This is a genomic window from Vannielia sp. ABF1_015 (genome assembly GCF_056160745.1).
Genome location: NZ_JBSWXT010000003.1, coordinates 45,877 through 68,166 on the forward strand (window position 1 = coordinate 45,877; position 22,290 = coordinate 68,166).

The 22,290-nt window shown below is 65.8% G+C and carries 20 protein-coding genes; 10 read left to right on the forward strand and 10 right to left on the reverse strand.

Going from position 1 to position 22,290, the window contains the following annotated elements:
- Position 1: 1 nt before the first annotated feature.
- The 7 genes from ACXAG6_RS17400 to ACXAG6_RS17430 all read left to right on the forward strand — a co-directional run bounded on the left by ACXAG6_RS17400 (position 2) and on the right by ACXAG6_RS17430 (position 6,556).
- Positions 2 to 1,132, forward strand: a complete 1,131-nt coding sequence (locus ACXAG6_RS17400; RefSeq protein ID WP_475339132.1) for a hypothetical protein — start codon at positions 2 to 4, stop codon at positions 1,130 to 1,132.
- A gap of 68 nt (positions 1,133 to 1,200) precedes the next feature.
- On the forward strand, positions 1,201 to 3,138 hold the full coding sequence (locus ACXAG6_RS17405) for an AAA family ATPase (protein ID WP_475339134.1): 1,938 nt from the start codon (positions 1,201 to 1,203) through the stop codon (positions 3,136 to 3,138).
- A 35-nt stretch (positions 3,139 to 3,173) separates the two neighbouring features.
- Positions 3,174 to 3,584 (forward strand): hypothetical protein, encoded by a 411-nt coding sequence (locus ACXAG6_RS17410; protein ID WP_475339135.1) that lies wholly within the window; start codon positions 3,174 to 3,176, stop codon positions 3,582 to 3,584.
- Positions 3,585 to 3,842: 258 nt separating this feature from the next.
- Positions 3,843 to 4,187, forward strand: coding sequence for a hypothetical protein (locus ACXAG6_RS17415; RefSeq protein WP_475339136.1), 345 nt, complete (start codon positions 3,843 to 3,845; stop codon positions 4,185 to 4,187).
- A 33-nt stretch (positions 4,188 to 4,220) separates the two neighbouring features.
- A complete protein-coding gene (locus ACXAG6_RS17420) occupies positions 4,221 to 5,579 on the forward strand; it encodes a DUF6638 family protein (RefSeq protein WP_475339138.1) in 1,359 nt (452 codons plus the stop codon).
- A 3-nt stretch (positions 5,580 to 5,582) separates the two neighbouring features.
- Complete coding sequence (locus tag ACXAG6_RS17425) at positions 5,583 to 5,858, forward strand: hypothetical protein (RefSeq protein ID WP_140015414.1); 276 nt, start codon at positions 5,583 to 5,585, stop codon at positions 5,856 to 5,858.
- 8 nt (positions 5,859 to 5,866) lie between these two features.
- The gene (locus tag ACXAG6_RS17430; RefSeq protein ID WP_475339139.1) at positions 5,867 to 6,556 is read left to right on the forward strand and encodes a DUF1523 family protein; all 690 of its coding nucleotides are present in this window, start codon (positions 5,867 to 5,869) and stop codon (positions 6,554 to 6,556) included.
- Positions 6,557 to 7,088: 532 nt separating this feature from the next.
- Here the strand turns inward: ACXAG6_RS17430 and ACXAG6_RS17435 are convergent.
- The 6 genes from ACXAG6_RS17435 to ACXAG6_RS17460 form a co-directional block, all read right to left on the reverse strand.
- Positions 7,089 to 7,556: an Hsp20 family protein gene (locus ACXAG6_RS17435; RefSeq protein ID WP_475339140.1), complete on the reverse strand. Its 468-nt coding sequence runs from the start codon at positions 7,554 to 7,556 to the stop codon at positions 7,089 to 7,091.
- A 215-nt stretch (positions 7,557 to 7,771) separates the two neighbouring features.
- The gene (locus ACXAG6_RS17440; protein WP_475339141.1) at positions 7,772 to 8,608 is read right to left on the reverse strand and encodes a trypsin-like serine peptidase; all 837 of its coding nucleotides are present in this window, start codon (positions 8,606 to 8,608) and stop codon (positions 7,772 to 7,774) included.
- Entirely contained in the window at positions 8,608 to 9,432 is an 825-nt protein-coding gene (locus tag ACXAG6_RS17445) for a trypsin-like serine peptidase (protein ID WP_475339142.1), read from the reverse strand. Before ACXAG6_RS17445 ends, ACXAG6_RS17440 begins: the two co-directional genes overlap by 1 nt.
- 99 nt (positions 9,433 to 9,531) lie before the next feature.
- Complete coding sequence (gene glcF / locus ACXAG6_RS17450) at positions 9,532 to 10,893, reverse strand: glycolate oxidase subunit GlcF (RefSeq protein WP_475339144.1); 1,362 nt, start codon at positions 10,891 to 10,893, stop codon at positions 9,532 to 9,534.
- Complete coding sequence (locus tag ACXAG6_RS17455) at positions 10,890 to 11,993, reverse strand: FAD-binding protein (RefSeq protein ID WP_475339511.1); 1,104 nt, start codon at positions 11,991 to 11,993, stop codon at positions 10,890 to 10,892. The genes glcF and ACXAG6_RS17455 overlap by 4 nt, the downstream gene beginning before the upstream one ends.
- A gap of 56 nt (positions 11,994 to 12,049) precedes the next feature.
- The gene (locus ACXAG6_RS17460) at positions 12,050 to 13,495 is read right to left on the reverse strand and encodes an FAD-linked oxidase C-terminal domain-containing protein (RefSeq protein ID WP_475339145.1); all 1,446 of its coding nucleotides are present in this window, start codon (positions 13,493 to 13,495) and stop codon (positions 12,050 to 12,052) included.
- Positions 13,496 to 13,586: 91 nt separating this feature from the next.
- Between ACXAG6_RS17460 and ACXAG6_RS17465 the strand changes: the two genes are divergently transcribed.
- Positions 13,587 to 14,285, forward strand: coding sequence for a DUF599 domain-containing protein (locus tag ACXAG6_RS17465; RefSeq protein WP_475339146.1), 699 nt, complete (start codon positions 13,587 to 13,589; stop codon positions 14,283 to 14,285).
- A 63-nt stretch (positions 14,286 to 14,348) separates the two neighbouring features.
- Positions 14,349 to 14,693 (forward strand): hypothetical protein, encoded by a 345-nt coding sequence (locus ACXAG6_RS17470; RefSeq protein ID WP_475339147.1) that lies wholly within the window; start codon positions 14,349 to 14,351, stop codon positions 14,691 to 14,693.
- A 67-nt stretch (positions 14,694 to 14,760) separates the two neighbouring features.
- Here the strand turns inward: ACXAG6_RS17470 and ACXAG6_RS17475 are convergent, their stop codons facing one another.
- Genes ACXAG6_RS17475 through ACXAG6_RS17490 form a run of 4 tightly spaced genes read right to left on the reverse strand, consistent with a single transcriptional unit; the run spans position 14,761 to position 21,612 of the window.
- Complete coding sequence (locus tag ACXAG6_RS17475; protein WP_475339149.1) at positions 14,761 to 16,866, reverse strand: hypothetical protein; 2,106 nt, start codon at positions 16,864 to 16,866, stop codon at positions 14,761 to 14,763.
- Positions 16,863 to 19,679, reverse strand: coding sequence for a DUF4159 domain-containing protein (locus tag ACXAG6_RS17480; protein ID WP_475339150.1), 2,817 nt, complete (start codon positions 19,677 to 19,679; stop codon positions 16,863 to 16,865). Before ACXAG6_RS17480 ends, ACXAG6_RS17475 begins: the two co-directional genes overlap by 4 nt.
- Positions 19,679 to 20,608, reverse strand: a complete 930-nt coding sequence (locus ACXAG6_RS17485) for a DUF58 domain-containing protein (RefSeq protein ID WP_254695358.1) — start codon at positions 20,606 to 20,608, stop codon at positions 19,679 to 19,681. The genes ACXAG6_RS17480 and ACXAG6_RS17485 overlap by 1 nt, the downstream gene beginning before the upstream one ends.
- Positions 20,605 to 21,612, reverse strand: a complete 1,008-nt coding sequence (locus tag ACXAG6_RS17490) for an AAA family ATPase (RefSeq protein WP_475339151.1) — start codon at positions 21,610 to 21,612, stop codon at positions 20,605 to 20,607. The genes ACXAG6_RS17485 and ACXAG6_RS17490 overlap by 4 nt, the downstream gene beginning before the upstream one ends.
- 61 nt (positions 21,613 to 21,673) lie before the next feature.
- On the opposite strand from ACXAG6_RS17490, the gene ACXAG6_RS17495 reads away from it, so the two are divergent.
- Positions 21,674 to 22,264 carry a DUF1285 domain-containing protein gene (locus tag ACXAG6_RS17495; RefSeq protein ID WP_475339153.1) on the forward strand — a complete coding sequence of 197 codons (591 nt, stop codon included), beginning with the start codon at positions 21,674 to 21,676 and terminating at the stop codon, positions 22,262 to 22,264.
- The last annotated feature ends 26 nt before the right edge of the window (positions 22,265 to 22,290 follow it).

Sequence of the window (22,290 nt, forward strand, 5' to 3'; positions counted from 1 at the left end):
CATGACCGACACCAAGAAAGCCCTCACCGCCGACCACAAGCAGCTCACCGACGAGTTTGCGGCGCGGCGCTATTTCACCAAGTTCGAGGCGATCACCGGGCATCTGGCCAAGGTGGCGGCGGCGATGGAGGTGGAGGGGAGCCTTTCCAAGACCGAAGTGACCATTCTGGGCCGCTACATCGGCGGGCTGGCCAATGCTTTTGCAGCACTTGGAAACAAGTACCTGCTCACAGGCCGTGACGGCACGCCCTTCGGCAAGCTGGATTTCGACAGCCACGAGAGCGGCTTTCCGGTGTTTCAGGAAATGCTGACGATGGCGGTGGATGCGCAGCAGGCCGAGCGGCACCTGCGGGGCATGCCTTCGGCGGCGGAGCTGAAGGACGACATGATCCGCCAGATCGTCGGCGAGCTGACGATTCCGACCAAGCTGCAATACGCGATGGCGCAGCGCTTCTACTACGAGGCGCTGACCGACGGTGATATTTTTTGGGCGCGCAACGACCCCGAGGCGCTGTGGCAGCGCAGCGAGGGCGAGCGGCGGGTGTTTCTGATTCACTGGGCGATCTTCGACAGCCAGACCAACCTGCCGGTGATCTACCTGATGGAATGCGAGGACTCGGGCCGCACGACGCTGCCCAAGGACGAGCGGCGCTGGCCCTCGGCGCAGGCGCACCTGATGGCGCAGAGCTTCTCCGGCCTGAAGCTGCTGACCATCGCGCAGGGGTTTGACGAAGACTTCGACGACCTCCACCCCAAACGCATCCGGCGCTTCCACGTGGGGCCGATGTATTCTTCGGCCTACACCGTGCAATCGGGCCCGCTCTGCGAGGTGCTGCGCGAGGCGAAGGCACCGCAGGGGCAGGATTGGGCGCTGGCCTGGACCGAAGAAGAGCTGGTGAGCGAGCGGGTGCGCACGGAGAAGGCCGGGTGGTTCTCGTCCGTCGAGCGCGAGATCTTCACGCTTGATCCGTTCTCGGGCCGGGGGGCCGACACCGGGGCGACGCGCACGGAGCGGTCGATCATCATGCCCGAGCGGCCCTATCAGGTGCTGGCCGAGAAGAACCCGCCAGGGTTTACTGGCGTGCGGAAGTTTGTGGTGAGCCCCGGGGGCCGGGTGTTTTCCTACAGATAGAGTTTGGGCCTCCGGCGGGAGTATTTCCGGCAAGATAATGAGGCCGGGTTTTGAGAAGGATTTGAGCGATGAGCCTTTCAGCCAACGAGATGGAGCTTCGGGAAGAGGAGATCCGCAAGCATTACGAGGCGGCGGCCGAGATGCTGGAAGGGATCGACCACACGCCCCGGATTGCCAAGCCCAAGGAGGCAGCGGCCACGCCTGAGCGCTCATCCGGCATCGGCACGCGGCGGCGGTTTCGCAGCACCACACCGGGGCTGGTGACGCGCAGCACCGCCCGGCCCGAGGGCGTGCGGCTGGTGGAGCGGATCGAGGCGGCGGATGATGGTGACCCGCTGGTCTCGCCGACGCAAGCCACGGTGCTGCACGGGCTGCGCCGGGCGGTGGCGATTGCGCTGGCGACGGGAGAGGCGTTTTCTGAGGCGACCGGGCTGGTGGAGCTGAAGAAGGAGAACCTTGAGGGCCGCCTGCCCGAGACCCGCAAGGCCGAGTTTGGCGAGCTGCTCTCCGCCGAGGCGCTGGCGGTAATGTATTCCTTCGGCAATGCAACTAGCTTTTTGCTCGCCCCCTCGGCCAGCGAGGCCAGCGTGGAGATTGGCGCGGTGGAGGAGGTGCTGACAGACAACGCCCCCCTCGCCCTGCACGGCTGCCTCTGGGAGCTGGATCAGGAGCTGGCCACCTTTGCCGACGCGGAACCCAAGCTGGTGGCGACGGTGATGGCCTATGCCGAGCAGCTGATGGAGAAGGTGGCGCTGCGGGGCCAGTCCGCCCCCCGGATGGAGGCCTTTACCGGCGCCAAGTATCGCGTGGAGGCCGATGATCTGACGATTGCTGGCTTCACCCCAGCGCGGAAGGCCAAGGGCAGCACGCTGGTGATGCAGTTCAAGAAGCCCAACGAGGTCGTCGGCAACCATATCGCCAAGTATCAGGCGATGCGGCTGGCCAAGATGATCATGGCCTATGACTTCGACCGCAAGCTCAACCCCTTCGTCGAGCTGGGCGGCTTCATCTTCACCTTCATGGGCGATGGCGCGCCCGGGACGGGGAAGACGACCCTGATCCAGATGATGGCCGGGCTGGTGAGCGAGTATTGCGGTGTGGCGGGCTACCCTTTCCGCTACCAGAACTTCGGCATCGACAATATCGACAGCTACCAGGGCAAGTCCGGCCAGAACGCGAAGGCGTTTATCAACAACGTGCTCGATCCGGGCGTGATCGGTTTTGGCACGGTGGATGACATCGACCAGATCGCGGGCAAGCGGGGCGACCGGCAATCCAGCGCGGGCCAGCAGGAGGTGACGGCGGTGCTGATGGAGGCCTTTGCGGGGGCCAACACCGTGGTGCGCGGCAACTGCACGTTTGGCATGTTCTCGAACTACCCGGAGAATGTGGACGACGCCCTGCGCCAGCGGGCCGGGGCGCGGTTTCTTGTCGACGGGCCGCAGACGCGGGAGGATTACATCGACATTCTCTACCTGCTGATGGGCAAAAATCATTCGCTGCCTCTTGGGGATCACGAGGCCTATGCGGCGCAGGAGATCAAAAAGGCGGTGGCGGCGAGCTTCGAGGGGCACGGCAAGCCCCATGAGGCGGGGCTGCTGGAGGTCTACGACCGGGTGATCGGGCAGGTCGGCGAGCTGGACACGATTGCCAAGGTCGGCACCTATCTGAAAGCGATCCAGGAGGCGGACGAGCGGTTTACCGGCCGGGCGATCAAGAACATCACCGACGCGGTTAAGGTCCGCGCGATGGACTTCGAGCTGCCCGACGAGTGGATGGAGGAGCCGGAGCTGTTCCTCTTCAAACCCTACGACGAGAAGCTGGGGATGGTCGGCGAGCTGCGCCAGCCGATCACCATGGAGATGGTGATCCAGGAGGTGAACCGCTACGCGGACAGCGAGTTCCGCTACGCCGACAAGTCGGACGAGGTGGCCATCGAGGGGATGGTGCGCGACTTTGGGCGGCAGGAGGAGGCGAAGCGGCGGTATTTGGAGGGGAAGGGGTGACGCGAATAATAGTCTCCTTAGCTGTCTTAACCTCGTTGAGTGACGCAGCTTACGCGAAAGACAACTTCAACACTGAGGGCAGATTGGGCTACGCCCTGTGGGATTGTGCTGCACATGGCTTTCTAATGAAGGAGGTTCCGGAGTCCGCAGAAATTCTATTCAATACAGGTTTCGAGAAAATTGGGGCCTTCATCCAAGCAGCGAATGATGGAAGGCTGACGAAAGAGAACACCAAAGATGTTCCCATCGGGCTTTCTTGGTACTTCGTGCCCGGCCCCAGCATTGACTTCTCGTTGGGCTACATGTGGGCAAACTTCTCCAATCACGCTTACGACGAGACATGGCCGGACTTTGCGGAGCCATCCTTTGACGAACAGAAAGAGATTCAGCAGTTGAGAGCTATGCAAGCATATCAGGACAAAAACTGTGAATTGCTCGCAAAGTGAAAGGGAGGTTTGATTGGCAAGGGAATGGCCTTATTCACAATTCGCTGGTGCTCAAAAAGCGGGGAACAGTAATGCTCTCTGATCGATACCCCAGCCCGTCGGCAACGCCGGGCAGCGCCAAACTCGGCACCCAAGGAGCGGGCGTTTCGTGGAGCGCTGCGTTGCACGGCGAGGTTTTGCGAGACAGCGCCACCACGCATGGCTCTCCCCCGCCCCGCGCGGGTGGGGCGCTGCCCTTGTCGCTTGGCAGGTGAACAGGTGACGTCGGATTCCAGCACCACCGCTTGGGTCATTCTCCCCCTGCTCCTCGCCTTTGGCCCGGCCGTTGCGCTCTACGCGATCCATAGGTGGAGCGCGCGGCAGGGGCTCCGGTTCTGGTCGGTGACGTTGGCGGTTGTCTGGCTGGCGGTCGTCGCCGGGTTCATGCTGTTCGTCGGGGATGTTCTCATTGTTCGCTCGTCGGAGGGTGTTGCAACCTATGAGAACCCGGACATCTGGTTGCGGCTGAATTTCTCGGCGGTGTTTCTTCTGGCCATGGCGGCCTCCTATATTGGCGGCATCTGGCTGGGGGCTTGGGGGCGCAGGAGGGCGGGCGGTGATTGAAGGCGCAGCAACACGAAACGAAAAGGGACCGGAATGAAACGCCTCATCTCCCGCGGCCTGATGTTCGGCAACCTGATCGAAGTGGCCTCCCCGGCCCTGATCGACCGCTACAACCGTGCGCTCCATAAGCTCACCGGCAAGCGCACCGAACTGCCGGACTTCCATGTCGATATCTCCGGCTTCTCCCCCGAGATCGCCTTCGAGTTCGATGATCTGCTCTATCTCAACCCCAACGGGGTGAACCGGCAGTTCATCCTGCTGACCACGGCACAAAAGACCGCGCCGCTGCTGAACGCGAAATTCTCCATGAGCCGCGGCATCCTGCGGCAGTTCATCGAGGAGAACGAGAGCCAGCTCTTTGCGCTCACCTCCCGCGACGCGGTGCTGGGCGAGCTGGATAACACCGTGTTCGAGGTCAACACCCCTGCCCGGCTGTTCGACATCAAGAAGATCACCGTGCGGGCCGATACCACCTCGGGGCATGTGGAGCAGGCCGAGGCGCTCAGCGAGAAGATCGCCACCTTCAAGACCAAGCCGGATGCCTGGTGGGATGACGTGCTGATCGCCGAGATGATCGGGCTGGCCAAGCAGACCGGGGATGTGACGCGCAACCCGGTGACGTTCAAGGCGCCGAGCTTCACGCAGGGCAACTTCTGGACGGCGCATTTTGGGGGCTTGTACATCTTCCGCGATGTGGAGCACCCGGCGGTGATTTGCTGCGGCGAGAAGGAGCAGCTGGGCAAGGTGCCCTCGCCCTTTGTCTTCGACCTTGAGGACCGGGCCGGGATTGCGAAGTTTCTGGAGCTGAACGGGCTGGTGGAGCCGATCGTGAAGGCCAAGGGCACCGATGCGACGGCGATCCTGAAGCAGAAGATGGATTTCATCCTCGTCGATGTGGCGGCGACGCTGGGCAAGGATGTGCCTTCGCGCTCGCGTGGCGATTTGCGCAAGCTGGCGCAGGTGCTGGGCTCGGCGCTGCCGCCGGAATTTCATGCGCTGAACGAACTGGTGCGCTGGGCCGAGCAGGGTGGGAAGTGGCCGAAGATCACATCGAGCCATCCGGCGTATTTTTACACGCTGCGCGCCACCAACCACCCCGACCGCGACCTGATCAACCAGCTCCTCACCGAGCTTTCGCGGCTTGACGTGCGCCAGCTCTTCATCTGCCACAAGGAGCTGTTTTACGCGCTCTACCGGGCGTGGCCGGACAGCAAGAAGGAATTTGTGGCCGATTTCCTCGCCCGCGAATACGCGGTGGACAAGGAGGGGGCGCGGGCGGCACTCTTCGGGACCGGGGAAGACGCGATGGAAGAGCCAAGCCCACCGCCCGCGCAAAGGGTGAGCGATGAGCGCATCCGCATCGTCGGACCGTGGGGCGCGATCAGGAGGTAAGGCATGGGGTTGATACGGCTTGTTGTGGTGGGGTTCATCGTTTTGACGGTGATCTACTTCTGCATCTCGATCTACTCGCGCTCGGTGCGGCGCGAGAAGCTGGAAGAGGCCTGGGCAGAGGATCACCCCAGCGGGGGTGACGATGCCGCGCGCAGTGCCTATATCGAGAAGGGAATGGCCGAGTATCACTCGGGGCTGCGCAAGAAGCTGATATTGCTGGTCTATGTCATCCCGGTGATCGTCGTGGTGACGATCCTGTGGTTTACCAACGCCAACTGAGGGGCAACATGCGGATTTTGTGGCGAGCGATCAAATGGGCTTTCATCACCATGATCGCGCTGATCTTCCTTTACGTGCTGCCCCAGCATGACGTGGTGCGCATTACCGGCACCGAGGTGATCCGGCAGGACTTCTCCGGCTTCAACCGGATGTTCTATGCGCAGGCCGACAGCGGGGCCACGGAGATGGCCACCCGCGATGTGCGGTTTATCCAGACGGTGAAGCAGAAGAGCTTTCTGCTCGGGTTCATCCCCCGTGACAGCTATGGCGTGATGGTCTACCGCAACGAGGATTCCGGCTGGATCTGGCCGCCCTACTTCAAGTTCGACAGCTCGGATTTGCAGGCGGACGCGGCGGAATACATCTCGACCACGGCGAGCCCGCAATGGGTGCTGATCACCCACTATGGCTGGCGCAACCGGTTTTTCTCGATCTACCCGAACGCGATTGGCATCAAGCCCATCGACGGGCCGGAGCATTACTCGATCCCTTGGTTCAACATCTCGTTCTTCGTGCTGCTGGGAATCGCACTGCTCTTCATCCGGGCGATGTGGCGGCAGTTCCGCGAGCGCGCTTTGGATCCGACGCTGGATGCGGCGGAGGATCGCTGGGACCGGGTGGAGGCTGCGGCCAATGAAAAGAAGGCCGGCTGGCGGCGGTGGCTGGGAACGTGGAAGAGCAAGCCGCCGCGGTATTGAGGGGGATGGCACATGCCGCTCAATACTTGGGCCACAGCTATATTCTGTCTAACCGGTAAAAGGGACCGCCTTCAGCTCATGAAGGATTGAAGGTCTCCCTGAGTTAGTTACAGATCTACTCGCCGTAAGGGTCAATACCAGCCCGATTGGTTGCCAGAAGCACGAAAGCTGCGACAACCTCAGGCGTGATCCAAGTTTTCTCAGTCAGTTGAAGAACCCATCGAAGGATTTGTGTACTCGATCTACACTCGCTCAATGGGATGCTGTACTCAGACGGACCTTCGTTCATGGCGTCAAAGTCGATGACGATGTGATCGCCACTCACGGATATTATGCGGCGCAGTTTTTCAATTTTCGAGAGCGAGTGCTGCCGCGTTGCTTCCGGTGTGCTCATAGAATCCTCGAGTCTTAAACGGAGTATGGTTGAGGCTAGTCATACACGGGGTAGCTGTCACCTCTACCCGCTCGACACCTTGCAAAAAGGCGCGCGGGTCTTCCCGCGCGCCTCACTCTTCTCACTGAAACTGAAGGCTTACGCCTCGACGGTCTCTTTCTGCGCCTCGATGGTCTTCTGCGACCCACCGGCGATCTCGATGCGGCGGGGCTTCAGGGCCTCCGGCACTTCGCGCACGAGGTCGATGTGCAGCATGCCATCTGCGTGGGTTGCGCCCGTCACCTTGACGTGGTCGGCAAGGGTAAACCGGCGCTCGAAGGCGCGGGTGGCGATGCCACGGTGCAGGTAGGTTTTGCCCTCGTCATTGTCGGCTTTCTTGGCCGATACAATCAGGGCGCCTTCCTTCACTTCGACGTTCAGCTCAGCCTCCGAAAAGCCCGCCACGGCGATTGAGATGCGGTAGTCGTTCTCGTCGACTTTCTCGATGTTGTAGGGTGGGTAGGTCGGCTGGGTGCCGTCTGCGGTGAGGGCGCGGTCCATCAGGTCGGCGAAGCGGTCAAAGCCGACGGTGGCGCGGTAGAGGGGGGAAAGGTCGTAGTTACGCATGGGTATCCTCCATTGAGCGATAGATAAGCGTTTTCAGTCACATGCGCCTTCCTGCAGCGGACAGGCGCGGGATCGTGCGCGGGCCCGTTTGGCGCCCGTGCAGGAGATATGTGGGGAGGAAATTTTTGCGTTTCAAGGGGGGCTGGCTCGTCAAAGCCCGGGGGCTTTTCCTCGCCGGGGCGATGACGCCTCGAAGGGCGGAAGAGCGCGGCCCCTCAGGGCTTTACGAACTTGGGGCCATTGCCGGGGCGGACGAAGCGCGCGCCGGTGGAGGAGGTCGCCCCCACGCGCAGCCGTTTGGCCTGTGCACCCCCGGCTTGAGGGAACACGCCGCGCCCTGCCCGCAGATCGGCCCGCAGCTGGCGCACGGCGGGCTCGACGCGCATGCCGAGCGACAGCACCTTGCCATCTTCGCGCGCGCCTTTGGAGATGATCGACACAATCGCGGGACGGCCCGAGGACATCTCGAACACTGGCGCACCCGAAGAGCCGAAGGTGACATCGCAGGAGAAGGCCAGCGCGCCGATCCGCTCGCCCAGCACGCCGCAGGAGCGTTGCAGCGATAGAGCCTCTTCGCGGCCCTGCCCGTAGGAGGCGACTGAAACAGTGCCACCGGTGCGCACATTGCCGGAGAGCGCGTAGGGCGCGGCATTGGCGGCGGCAATCGGACGGTCGAGCTGGAGCAGCGCAACATCGGTGCGCAGCTGGCCGATCACATCATCGCTCACCGGCGCGTAGCCCGCCATCACCACGGCGCGCGCTCCCTGACGGGCGGCCACGTCTTGCCCGTCGCGGTAGCCCGCGCGGAAGGTGATGCGGCGCGGGTCGAGCCGGTTGCCTTCACGGTCGAAGAGGCAATGGGCCGCTGTCAGCACGAGATCGGTGGCGATGAGCGCGCCAGAGCAGAAGGAGCCGCGGCCAAGGTCGAGCCGCCCCACGGCCTCCCAGCCCAGCCCTTCGGAGCGCAGCGACAGGCGGCGCAGCGCGCTATCGGCAAAGGCAGGCGTGGCGAGGGCCAGCGCCAGCGCGGCGAAAAGGGTGCGGCGCAGCATCACGGCTTCACGAAGCGTGCGCCAATCTCGCGCCGCTCGCCGCTGTTTCCGCCGCCCAGAAAGCGCACCGTGCCGCCCGGGTTCAACGCGCCGCCGCCCGAGGAGAGCTGCTCCATCAGCACGCTCAGCACGGGCTCCAGCTCGGTGCCCAGCGCCACCGGGCGGCCCTGCATCGTGGCCTTGGCCGAAACCACCGAGGCCACCTGCGGCCCGCGTGCGCCGATGGTGAAGATTGGCGCGCCCGAAGAGCCGAAATCGACCGAGCAGGTGAACATCAACACACCGCCGCGCCGTTCCATCACCTCGCAGCCGCTTTCATAGGCGGGCGCTTCGGCCCGGTCTTGCGCATAGGAGATAACGCTGACGCTATCGCCCGCGCCCGGCGCATCGGCGGTGTCAAACGGGGTGACGCGGATGTTGCGGATTGGCCTGTCGAGCTGCAGCAGCGCAACGTCCAGCGCGACCCGGTCCAGCTGGTCGCGCCCTTCATACACATAATCCGGATGGGTCACCGCCCGGCGCACACCGCGATAGGCCTCTGCCCGCCCGTTGCGCCAACCTGCGCGAAACTCCACGCCCGACATATCCACGCGCGCGCCGGTATCCATCTCGTAAAGGCAATGCGCCGCCGTCAGCACCAGATCAGGCGCGATGAGAGCGCCGGTGCAAAAGCTCTTGCGCCCCATTTCCAGCCGCCCGACGGCTTCCCAGCCGCGCCCCTGGTCACTGGTGGCAAGGCTCGTCAGGCCGTTTTCCTGCGCGCTGGCAGGGAGGCTGGCAAGGGCGAGGAGCCCGGTGAGGGCAGAGAGGAAAGCGTTGCGCATGGCGGTCCCGGTCTGGTTCGGGGGCCTGCTTAGCGGTGGGGTTGGGCGATATTGTGGCGGCTCTGGCGCTGGCCGCGTGATCGTTGCAGGAAAGCCTCGTCAATTGACATCGGGGCAAAGCGCCGGAGGCTTCGGCCCGCCGGTGGCCCAATCCAGCAGTTCGACGGTGTGCACGATGGGCGTGGCGGTGCCCGAGCCGATCTGCATCATGCAGCCGATGTTTCCAGCGGCGATGATATCGGGCCGTTTGGCCTCCAGCGTTTGCACCTTGCGGGCCTTCAGCTGGCCCGAAATCTCCGGCTGCATCAGGTTGTAGGTGCCCGCCGAGCCGCAGCAGAGGTGGCTGTCGGCGGGTTCCACCACCTCGAAGCCCGCCGCTTTCAGCAGCGCCTTGGGGTGATCCTTGATCTTCTGGCCGTGCTGAAGCGAGCAGGCGGCGTGATAGGCCACGCGGATCGGCCCGCTGCCCTCGCCGGGTTGCGCCTTGGCATCGGTGCCGGCGATCTCGGTTTTGGCGAGGTTATGCGCCTCCACCGGGGCCTCGGGCATCAGGTCGGCCAGCACCTCGGAGATATCCTTGGCGATCCCGGCCACCCGGGCGGCCTGATCGGCAAGCTCGGTTTGCGCGAACATGTGGCCATAGTCCTTGACCGTGGTGCCGCAGCCGGAGGTGTTGATGACAATAGCATCGAGCCCCTGCCCCTCCATCTCTGCCGCCCATGCGCGGATGTTCTTGCCCGCCGTCCCATGGGCCTCACCCTCGCGGCCCATGTGATGCGTCAGCGCCCCGCAGCAACCGGCGCCCTCGGCCACCACCACCTCGCAGCCAAGCCGGGTGAGCAGGCGGATGGTGGCATCGTTGATGTCGGTGTTCAGCGCCTTCTGGGCGCAGCCTGTCATCAGGGCCACGCGCTTGCGGCGCGGCGCGATGGGCGCGAAGCTTTGCGGGTCGTCATTGCGGGAGACCGGCGGGATGACGGCGGGGGCCATCTCCAGCATCGCACGCAGCCGGGCCGAGGGGATCAGCCCGCGAAACGGCCGCCCGATCTTGGCCCCCAACAGCGCCAGCCGGAACCGCCCCGGATAGGGCAGGATGCGGGCGAGGATCCAGCGCAGGGCGCGGTCACCCAGAGGCCGTTTGTAGCGCTCTTCGATATAGGCGCGGGCGTGGTCGACGAGGTGCATGTAATGCACGCCGGAGGGGCATGTCGTCATGCAGGCGAGGCAGGAGAGGCAGCGGTCGATATGCTTGACGGTTTTCTCATCGGGCACGCGCTCGTTTTCGAGCATGTCCTTGATCAGGTAGATCCGGCCCCGGGGGCTATCCAGCTCGTCGCCAAGTACCTGATAAGTCGGGCAAGTCGCAGTGCAAAAGCCACAGTGGACACAGGCGCGCAGGATCTCGTTGGCGCGCGCGGTGCCGGGATCAGCCAGCTGGGCTTCGGTGAATTCGGTCTTCATGCCATCAGGCCCCTGTTCAGAATGCCGCGCGGGTCAAACTTGGCCCGCAGTCCAGCGGTGAGCGCGGCCAGCGCGGGCGGCTCGGGGTGGAAGCGGGCAATGCCGCCGCCCTGCCCGCGCACCCGCGTTGCATGGCCGTCGAAAGCCCCCAGCGCCGCCCGCAGGTCGGTGCCCGGTGCGACGGCGGCCCAGATCAGCCCGCCGCCCCAGTCGAGCAACGCCTTGGCACCCTCGGGTAGCCGCGCCACGAGGCCGGGCGCGTCGGAGGGCTTGCAATGCAGCCGCCAGACATCCTCTTCCCCGCCCGCAAAACGCGCTACGTCACGGAACCACGGCCAATCGTGGCTGTCGCTTGTGGCCGTTTCGACCTCGCCGAAAGCGGCAAGATGGTCCTTCAGCCGCCCGAGTCTGTAGGCGACCGATTCCGCCATGCCCTCGATCCGCAGCTGCGTCGAAGGCCGGTCACTGGCGTCAAGATCGGTGTGGCAGGCCGCCGTCACCTCCCAAGGGGTGCCCAGCGCCGCGCTCATCGCCGTCACGGCCTCGGCCACGGACAGCCCGTCGATCGAGAGCACACCGGCCACCTCGGGCTTGGGCAGCACCTTGAGCGACACTTCGGTCAGCACCCCCAGCGTGCCGTGGCTCCCCGCCATCAGCTTCACCAGATCGTAGCCGGTGACATTCTTCATCACCCGCCCGCCGTTCTGCACCACGCGGCCCGCGCCATCGACAAAACGGACACCGAGGCAGAAGTCCCGCGCCGCGCCCACCGAAACCCGCCGGGGGCCGCTGGCATTGGCCGCCACCACGCCGCCAATGGTGCTCTCTCCCTCGGTGCCGAGCAGCCCGCGCATGTCGGGCACCTCGAAGGCCAGCCGCTGCCCTTCCGCCTCCAGCGCCGCCTCAATCTCTGCCACCGGCGTGCCCGCCTGCGCCACCAGCGTCAGCGCGCCCGGCTCGTAGAGCGAAATGCCGCGCCCCGCGTAGCGCAGCGCCGCGCCCTCGGCGACCACGCCCCGCGTGCCGCCACCGCGCACCGAAACCGGCCCTCCCGCGCCTGCAAGCGCCTCTGCCAGTTCCGTTTCACTCGACGGCTCCATGATGCTCAACCCGTTCATTTTCTTGCTCTAAATACTCAATCCCAAGCCCGCCACCTTCACGCCGCCTGATCCGGCGCGCGCCGCCGCCCGGCCGAAACCGTCAGCGGAAACACCTTGGCCGGGTTCAGGATCCAGCTCTCATCGAACACGTCCTTTACGTCCATTTGCGCGGCCAGATCGTCGGGACGATATTGCACCTCCATCAGGTCGCGCTTCTCGATGCCCACGCCATGCTCGCCAGTCAGGCAGCCGCCCACCTCGACGCAGAGCTTGAGGATCTCGGCACCGAATTGCTCGCAGAGCTCCAGCTGCCCCTCCTCGTTGGCGTTGAACAGGATCAGCGGGTGCATGTTGCCATCCCCGGCGTGGAAGACGTTGGCCACCTCCAGCCCGAACTCCTCGCTCATTTCCCCAATGCGGCGCAGCACGCGCGGCAGCTCGCTGACCGGGATCGTGCCGTCGAGGCACATGTAATCGTTGATCTGGCCCATCGCGCCGAAGGCCGATTTGCGCCCCAGCCAGATGCGGGCGCTTTCGTCGGCGCTTGCGCTTTGGCGTAGCTCTACCGGGTTCAGCTCTTCAGCGATGCCGCAGATCAGCCCGAGCTGGTGGTCGATCTCCGCCTCGGAGCCCTCGACCTCCACGATCAGCAGCGCCTCGCAATCGGGGTAGCCCGCCCCGGCGAAGGCCTCGGTGGCGCGGATGCAGGGCCGGTCCATGAACTCGATGGCCACGGGCAGCACGCCCGCCTTGATGATGTTGGTCACGCATTGGCCGGCCACCTCGGAGCTGTCGAAACCGATCAGCACAGGCCGCGCGCCCTCGGGCTTGGGCAGGATGCGCAGCCATGCTTCAGTGACCACGCCTAGCTGGCCCTCGGAGCCGCAGATGAGGCCGAGCAGGTCGAGGCCGTTCGCGTCCATCCACGGGCCGCCGACCTTGGTGATCGTGCCATCGGCCAGCACCATCGTCACGCCGAGCAGGTTGTTGGTGGTGACACCGTACTTGAGGCAATGTGCGCCGCCGGAGTTCATGGCGATGTTGCCCGCGATGGCGCAGGCGAGTTGGCTGGAAGGGTCGGGGGCATAGAAGAAGCCATCGGCCTCCACCGCGCCGGTGACGGAGAGGTTGGTGCGCCCGGTTTGCACATGAACGTAGCGGTCGGGGTAGTTGCTTTCGAGCACCTCGGCCATGCGGGCAACGCCGAGGATGACGCAATCCGCCGTGGGAAGCGCCCCACCCGCAAGCGATGTGCCCGCGCCGCGCGGCACCACGGGCACGCCTTCCTCGTGGCAAACCTTCAGCGCGGCGGCGACCTCCTCGGTTGTCGAGGGCAGCACCACGGCAAGCGGCGGGCACTTGTAGGCGGTGAGCGCGTCACACTCATAGGCCCGTACCTCCTCCTCCGCGTCGATCACGCCGCCGGGCAGGGCCGCGCGCAGGCGGGCGACGATCCGGGCCTTGCGGGCGAGGATTTCCGGGTCTGGCTGGGGCATTTCCATGGGCGCGGTTCCCTCCCTTGCTGAATTGGTCAGAAAATATAACCAATTTTGCCATCTGGCAACCGGCGCTGGCGCGACATAGGGTCCGGCCATGGATCTGATGCCGCTTCTTGCCCCTTTCACCAGCACCGATGGCGTTGCCGTCGCGCTCATTCTGGCGCTTTGGGCCGGGCTGGGCTGGGTGGTGGAGCACCCGCCTTCGGGCAAGCCCTCGGTTTCAGTTTTGATGCAGGAGTACCGCCGCAACTGGCTGCGCGAGCATGTCACCCGGCAGCCGCGCATCTTTGACGCCACCATTCTGGGCAGCCTGCGGCAGGGCACCACGTTTTTTGCCTCCGCCTGCATGATTGCCATCGGTGGCGGGCTGGCGGTGATCGGCAATCCCGAGCAACTGACCGGCCTTGCCGAAGATCTCTCGCTTGGCACCACCTCCACGCTGGCCTTCGAGGTAAAGATCACGCTGATCCTGTTTTTCCTCGCCAATGCCTTCCTCAAATTCGTCTGGGCGCACCGGCTGTTTGGCTACACCTCGGTGGTGATGGGGGCGATTCCGAATGATCAGGATGATCCCTCCACCTACCCGCGTGCCGCCAAGGCTGCCGAGATCAACATCGCCGCCGCCAAGAGCTTCAATCGCGGGATGCGGTCGATCTACTTTGCGCTGGGGGCGCTTGGCTGGCTGGTGGGGCCGTGGGGGCTTGGGCTAGGCGCGGTGGTGACATCGGTGGTGATCTGGCGCCGGGAGTTCTGGAGCCAGTCGCGCGAAGTGCTGATGCGGCCCGATAACTGACTGGCCCGACATCTGACAGTCATGTGAGTGCGCTGCGGCGTCATCTATGCCATGCTGCGCCACATGCGCTGGATTGCTCTTACCCTCTTCGCCCTTCCCGCCCACGCCGACCCTGCGGTTGTAGAGGCAGTCAAGGCCACGCCATCGGGCGGGGCTTGGCGCTTTGACGTGACGATCAGCCACAGCGATACGGGCTGGGAAGATTATGCCAACGGCTGGCGCGTGACGAATGAAACCGGAAAGGTTTTGGGCACTCGAGTGTTGGCGCATCCGCATGTGGATGAGCAGCCCTTCACCCGCAGCCTCGGCGGCGTGAAAATTCCGCAAGGGGTGACCCGCGTTTGGATCGAAACGAGCACGCTCCCCGAAGGCTGGGATGGGGCGCGGTATCAGGTGGATTTGCGTTAGGCGGGTGGTGGGTTGCCCCACACACCACAGTGGGTGCCAAGCCAATGAGCGCGGGCTATCTGCGGCCTCAAGCCGCTTTCGCGCCGCGCCGCCCTTCCACCAGCCATGCGCCCAGTGTCAGCAGCGCCGCCAGCACGAGGAACAGCAGCGGGTTCACCAGCGGAATCACCGTGATATCGGCCGTAACATAGGCCCCGCGCGGGTTTATCCCGATCCAGCCCCGGCCCGAGGCCACCCGGCCCTCGCGCACTTCGCGGATCGCCGGGGTGCCCTCTTCCAACGGCATCACGCCACCGCGCCGGGCGTCGACCGCCGGTTCCACAACAGCACCGGTGGCGATTGTCTCTTCAAATTCCTTGGGCGCTGACGGGCCAAGCGCGACGACGGCTGTCTTTTCGCCCTCGGCGAGCCGGTAGAGGCCAAGGTCGGGGCCTTCGAATACGCCCTGATAGAGCCCGGGTGACACCTCTTTAAGCGGCACCACATGCACCGTGCCATCGGGGGCCGTCACCTCCACCTCGGAGGGCGCATCCCCAAGGGTGCGGCGGGTGATTGTCATCTCCTGACCCACGGCTTCGGCTGTCAGGCTCTCTTCTTCGAGATCCGGCTCTTTCATCATCCAATGCGCCAGCCGCCGCAGAAGCTCCAGCTGCGGGCCACCGCCCTCAAAGCCGCGTGACCAGAGCCATGCGTGATCGGAGGCCATCAGCGCCACCCGGCCCTCGCCGTGGCGTTGGAGCACCAGCAGCGGGCGCTCTTCCAGCCCCGACATCACCACCTGCCCGCCGTTCTCACCGGGCGCAGGGATCAAGTCGACAAGGCGGAACCAGCGGCCCCAGCCCGGCACGCCCTCTTCCTCGGAGGGGTAGAGCGCCTCCAGCCCTTCGGTGACGGGGTGCTTTTCGCCCAGCTCGGTCACTTCGGGAAGGTAGCCCTCTTCAACCACGCGTGCCGATGGCGAGGCGGGCATGATCTCGCCCAGCGGCGAGCGATAGATGGACTCGGCGCTGGCAAAGTCTGGCCCTGCCGCCACCAGCACCGCGCCGCCGCGCTCGACGTAATCGCGGATGTTGTCGAGGTAGAGCGTGGGCAGGATGCCGCGGCGCTTGTAGCGATCGAAGATGATAAGGTCGAACTCGTCGATCTTTTCGATGAAGAGCTCGCGGGTGGGGAAGGCGATGAGGGAAAGCTCGCTCACGGGCACGCCGTCCTGCTTTTCAGGCGGGCGCAGAATGGTGAAATGGACGAGGTCCACCGAGGAGTCGGACTTCAGCAAATTGCGCCATGTCCGCTCGCCGGGGTGCGGCTCGCCGCTCACCAAGAGCACGCGCAGGCGGTCGCGCACGCCGTTGATCTGCACCACGGCGGCATTGTTGCGGTCGGTCAGCTCGCCTTCTGCGGTGGGGGTGATGAACTGGATCACGTTCTTGCCGCCGTGGCTGAGCGTGACGGGCAGCGAAAGCTCCTCGCCCACCGGCACGTCATAGGTGCGCGGCTCCTCACCGTCGATGGCGATGGAGAGCGGCACGGTGGCGCCACGGCCTGCGCCGGAGGGCAGATCGCCCTGATCGTCGATCATTAGGGTAAGGGTGATCTCTTCGCCGAGGATGCCGAAGGCGGGGGCGTTTTGCACCACCAGCCGCCTGTCCCAATCGGTGGAATGGCCGGTCATCAGCAGGTGCAGCGGGCCGGGCAGATCGGGGGTGCGCTCCATGTCATGCACGCGCCCGTCCGAGATGAGGATCGCCCCGGCCACCCGGGCGCGCGGCTCTTCGGCCAGCGCCTCGGAGAGCGCCGCCATGGCGCGGGTGCCCTCGTCACCCTCGCCGTCACCCAGCTTGGCCACACGGGCCTCGGTGTTTGGCATGGCGTCGATCTGGGCCAGCACGCGGCCAAGGGCGGCTGAGGTTTGCTCGGCCCGGTCGGAAAGCCCCTGCGAGGAACTTTCATCAACCAGCACCAGCACGATATCGGAGAGCGGGTTGCGCTCTTCCTGTTGCAGCGAGGGGTTGGCCAGTGCGACCAGAAGGGCCATGGCAGCCAGCGCGCGCAACCACCAGCCGGCCAGCTTGCGCCAGATCGCCAGCGCAATGAAAAGCACGGCGAGGCCGCAGGCGGCATAGAGCGCAACCCACGGCAGGTGGGGGGCGAAGATGAGGGTTTCGGCGTTCATTGGCCCAGCCTGTCGAGCAGCGCAGGCACGTGGACCTGATCGCTTTTGTAGTTGCCGGTGAGCACATGCATGATCAGGTTCACCCCGAAGCGATAGGCGATTTCGCGCTGCTGCTCACCCGCGTAGCCGCGCCCCACCGGGAACATCGCCGCGCCGTTGTTTTCCACCGCCCAGGCTGCGGCCCAGTCGTTGCCGCCGATCACCACCGGCGTCACCCCGTCATTGAGGTTGCGGAAGGGCATGCCCTCGACCACCTCGGCATCGGGCGGGGCGGCCTCGACCCAGACATCGCGGCTCGCCCAGCGGCCGGGGAAATCCTGCAGCAGGTAAAAGGTGCGGGTGAGCACGTGGTCCTGCGGGATCGGCTCCAGCGGCGGCACATCCAACGGGGCGGCCAGCTCTTGCAGCTTGCGGCCCTCGGGCGTGGCCGCGCCGAAGCCGCCGATATCGGCATCGCGGGTGTCAAACAGGATCATCCCGCCGGTGCGCAGGTAGCGGTTGAGCTTTGCATAGGCCTCGGCGGAGGGGATCGGCTGATTGGGGCTGACCGGCCAGTAGAGGAAGGGGAAGAAGGCCAGCTCATCGGTTTCGAGGTTCACCGCGATGGGTTCGGCGGGTTCGATGGAGGTGCGGCGGAAGAGCGTGTCGGAGAGGCCAGTGAGCCCGGCGTGGGCCACCTCGTCGAGCCGGGGATCGCCGGTGATGACATGGGCCAGCACGACCTCGGTTGTGGCGTCCAGCGCAAAGATCTCGGCGGTCTCGTCGGTCTGGGCCTGCGCGCCATCGGGCGCGGCTGCGAAGAGGGCCGCGATAAGCAGCGCGCCCGCCGCCGAAGAGCGCCGCGCAATGCCCTTGGCGCGAGGCGCGAAGAGGCGGCCGCCGAGCCAGAGCGAGGCGATGATATCGAGCGCCAGCGCCACCAGGGCGGCCGTGAGCACGAAGCCTTTCAGCGCCGTTTCCCGGCTCACCGCCAGCCCCTCGACGGGGATGCGGGCGGGCCATGTGACAGGCTCCAGCGTGGCATTAGCCCCCAGCACGTTGAGCGCGATCAGTCTGTCTTCACCCGCGTAGAGGCCGGGGCGCAGCGCGGGGCCGATTGGCGCGTCACCGGCCAGCGCCGCTCCAAGGTCTGCGCCGTCAACGCCCGCCAGCGTGCCTGCATCTTGAACCACGCCAAAGCCATCGAGCACCCGTTCCGGGGTCCAGACGGTGCCCTCCAGCTCGCTGGCCTCCGGGGTTGCGGGCCGGGTGGAAATCGCCAGCCGTTCGAGCATTTGCACGAAGAGGCCGGAGAGCGGCAGCGTGGACCATTCGGCATTGGCCGTCACATGAAACAGAACCACAGAGCCCTGACCGATCCGCTTGCGCGTTACCAGTGGCGTGCCATCGGCCAGCGCGGCAATCACCCGGTCGGCAAGGTCCGGGTCGGGCTGGGCCATGACCTGCGCCGTCACCGTCACGTCATCGGGCAGGGCGAGGCCATAGAAGGGCGAATTTTCGGGGAAGGGGCGCAGGGCCTTGGGTTCGCCCCAGCTCATCGCGCCGCCCACCGAGCGCCCGCCTTCCCGCAGGCGCACCGGCATCAGCGGGTCTTCATCGCGGCGGCTGAGATCGGAGGCCGCAAGCTGCGGCCCGGCGAAGCGCAGCAGCATGCCGCCCTCTTCGACCCACTCCAGCAGATCATCCTTTTCGGCCTGCGGCAGATCGGCGACATCGGCAAAGACGATGGCATCGGGGTTGGCTAGCAGGATATCGGGCAGCGTGCCTTCCACAAGGTCAGCCGTCGGCTCCAGCGCGCGTTGCAGGTAGTGCAGCGGCGAGAGCAGCTCCAGCCCCTCGCGGTCTTCGCGGCCCGCGATCAGGGCGACCTCGCGGCGGCGCAGCCCGTCATCGGTGAGGCTCACGGCCCCTGCCCCGCGTGCGGCCTGAAGCTCAAAGCGTGTGATCCGGTTGCGCAGCTCGGCGGGCAGCACGAGGGCCACCTCGGCCTCGGTGGCCTCCGCCTCGAACGCCGCCTCGGCGCGGGCCAGCACCCGCTCTGTGCCCGAAGGATCACGGCCATAGGCCAGCACGGTGGCGGTTTGCGCAGCGGTCTCGTCCGGGCGCAGCACGGTCAGCCGAACTTGCCCATCCTCAAACCGGGCCGGGCGAAGGCCGAGGGGGCGGCGCGGGCTTTCAAACACCGTCACCGGGCCCTTGTCTTCAAAGGCGGCGAGCACATCGGCCCGGCCCTCGTGTGCGAGGCCATCGGAGAGCCAATAGGTCTCAAACCCCTCGCCGAGGCTTTCCACCCACGCCACCGCATCGCCGCTTTCGGGCGTCCATGCCATCGGCTCCAGCCCGGCAAGGCGCGGGCCCCATGCGGCGGCGGCGAGCATCGGCAACTCGCCCGGTGCGGGCAGCGCGGTGAGCGAGACCACGGCCACCGGCCTGTCAGTTGCGGCGGCATCGGCCAGCAGCCCCTCGATCCGGGCCATGCGCCCCGGCCAGTCGCGGGCATCGGCCCAGCCGCCATCGAGCGCGATCAGCAGCGGGCCGGTGCCCTCGCGGCGCTCTTCGGGGTTCAGCACCGGGCCGGCGAAACCGATGATGATGGCGGCGACCGCGAGCATCCGCAGCAGCAGCAGCCACCACGGGGTGCGGTCGGTCTGACTGTCTTCATCCTCCAGCCCCAGCAGCAGCGCCACACCGGGAAAGCGGCGGCGGATCGGCGCGGGGGGCACGGCGCGGAGCAGCAGCCAGAGCAGTGGCAGCACAACGAGCGCCCAGAGCAGGAGCGGCGCGGTAAAGCCTATGGGACCGATTGCAAACATCAGCGGCCATGCTCCAGCGCACCGTAGAGCCAGAGCAGCGCCGACTGCGCGGGCGTATCGGTGTGATGAGTGGAAAACTGCCAGCCGGTGGTGCGGGCGAGCGCCTCCAACCGGTCCTTGCGGGCGGCGAGACGGTCGAGATAGCGGGCGCGCAAATCACCGGCCTTGCGGGTTTCATGCGCGAGGGAGCCGCCCATGCTTTCAAAGATGGTGCGCCCGTCGAAGGGAAACTCTTCTTCCACCGGATCGAGAATCATCAGCATCGCGCCGCGCACGCCCCGGTCGGCGGCGCGGGACAGGGCGGCTTCGGCGGCGTCGATCTCGCCCATGAAATCAGAGAGAAAGACGGCGCGGGAGTGGAGCGGAAGGGTATCGCCGCGCGGTGCGCCATAGTCAGGGCCGGGCAGCGCCTTTTCTTCGGCCTCCATCGCGCCGCCAAGGGCATCGGCGATGCGGATCAGTTGCAGCGGGCCGGATCGGGCGGGCTGGTCGAGCCGGGCGAGGCCCACACGCTCGCCCCCGCGCACCAGCAGCACGGCGATGGCCAGCGACAGAAGCCGGGCGCGGCCTGCCTTGGAGGGACGTTTGCCCGGCTCACCGGAAAACCGCATCGACATCGCCTCGTCGCACCAGAGCATGACAGATTGCGCGGCCTGCCACTCCTTCTCGCGCACGAAGTGCTGATCGGACTTGGCAGAGCGGCGCCAGTCGATGCTGCGCGCCTCATCGCCCACCGCCAGCGGGCGGTATTGCCAAAACTCATCGCCCATGCCGCTGCGGCGGCGCCCGTGGGCGCCCAGCAGCACGGTTTGCGCAAGGTGCTCGGCATCGGCCAATAGCGGGGGCAGCGCGGCGGCCAGCCCCTCGGCCTTCGAGCGCAGTCCGCGCCCGACGCCGGCATGGAGAGCAACTGGACCGGCGTCGCTCAAGCGGCGGCCTCCACGCGGGTGACGCTTTGGGCAACGGCGCGGATCACGGCAGAAAGCTCTTCGCCCCGCGCACGGGCGGCGAAGGAGAGCGCCATGCGGTGCGTCAGCACCGGGGCGGCCATCGCCAGCACGTCCTCGGCGGAGGGCACGAGGCGGCCTTCCAGCAGGGCGCGGGCGCGCACTGTCATCATCAGCGCCTGTGCCGCACGCGGGCCGGGGCCCCAGCTGACCGAGCGCTGCACCTGCTCGGGCGCGGTCGGGTCATCGGGGCGGCAGGCGCGGACGAGGTCGAGGATCAGCTCGACCACGCTATCTCCCACCGGCATCCGCCGCAGCAGGCCCTGCGCGGCGATCAGCTCTTCGGCGGAGAAGATCTGGTGGCTCTCGGCCTCCTCCGCGCCGGTGGTGGCGAGGATGATATCGCGCTCGGTGTCGCGGTCGGGGTATTCAACGTCGATCTGCACGAGGAACCGGTCAAGCTGGGCCTCGGGCAGCGGATAGGTGCCCTCCTGCTCGATCGGGTTTTGCGTGGCGAGCACGTGAAAGGGCTTTTCCAGCACGCGGTGCTGGCCGCCGACAGTGACCTCCTTTTCCTGCATCGCTTGCAGCAGGGCGGATTGGGTGCGCGGGCTGGCGCGGTTGATCTCATCGGCCATCAGCAGCTGGCAGAAGATCGGCCCTTCGATGAAGCGGAAGGCGCGGGAGCCGTCCTCGGCGGTTTCCAGCACCTCGGAGCCGAGAATATCGGCGGGCATCAGATCGGGGGTGAACTGGATGCGGCTGCCGTTCAGCCCCATCACGGTGGAAAGTGTATCGACCAGCCGGGTCTTGCCGAGGCCGGGCAGGCCGATCAGCAGGCCGTGGCCGCCGCAGACAAGCGCCGACAACACGAGGTCCACCACCTTCTCCTGGCCGATGAACCGGCGGGAGATGGAGGCCCGCGCCTGGCCCAGCTTTTCGGCCAGCGCCTCGATTTCTGGCACGAGGCCCGCGTCGTCGGACATGACATTTCTCCTTGGTCGGCTAGGTTATGGCCTAGTAAGCCATCTATCGCATGTGAGACCAATGGCGAAATCGAAGGCCAGACAAGATATTGTGAAACCAGACGCACAAAGCATCGAAACCGCGGCCCGCAGCGCCGCCAAAACCGGCAAGCTGCCGCCGGTTCACCTGTGGAACCCGGAGTTTTGCGGCGACCTCGACATGCGGATTGCCCGCGATGGCACGTGGTTTTACCTCGGAACGCCGATCGGCCGCCCCGAGCTGGTGCGGCTGTTCTCAACCATCCTGAAGAAGGAAGGCGCGGATTACTTTCTCGTGACCCCGGTGGAGAAGGTCGGGATCACCGTGGATGACGCGCCATTTGTCGCGGTGGATTTTACCGCCGGGGGCGAGGGCAAGGCGCAGGTGCTCCGGTTTGAGACCAACGTGGGCGATTTCACCGAAGCCGGGCCGGAGAACCCGATTCGGGTGGAGCGCGACCCGGACACCGGCGAACCGTCACCCTATGTGCATGTGCGCGCGGGGCTGGAGGCGCTGATCGACCGCAAGAGCTTTTACCGGTTGGTGGAGATTGGCTGCGTGGAGGACGCGTGGTTTGGGCTTTGGTCGGGCGGTGCGTTCTTTCGCATCATTCCTGCGGCGGAGCTGCCCTGAGCTCGTGTTAAATTGAGCGCCTGCGG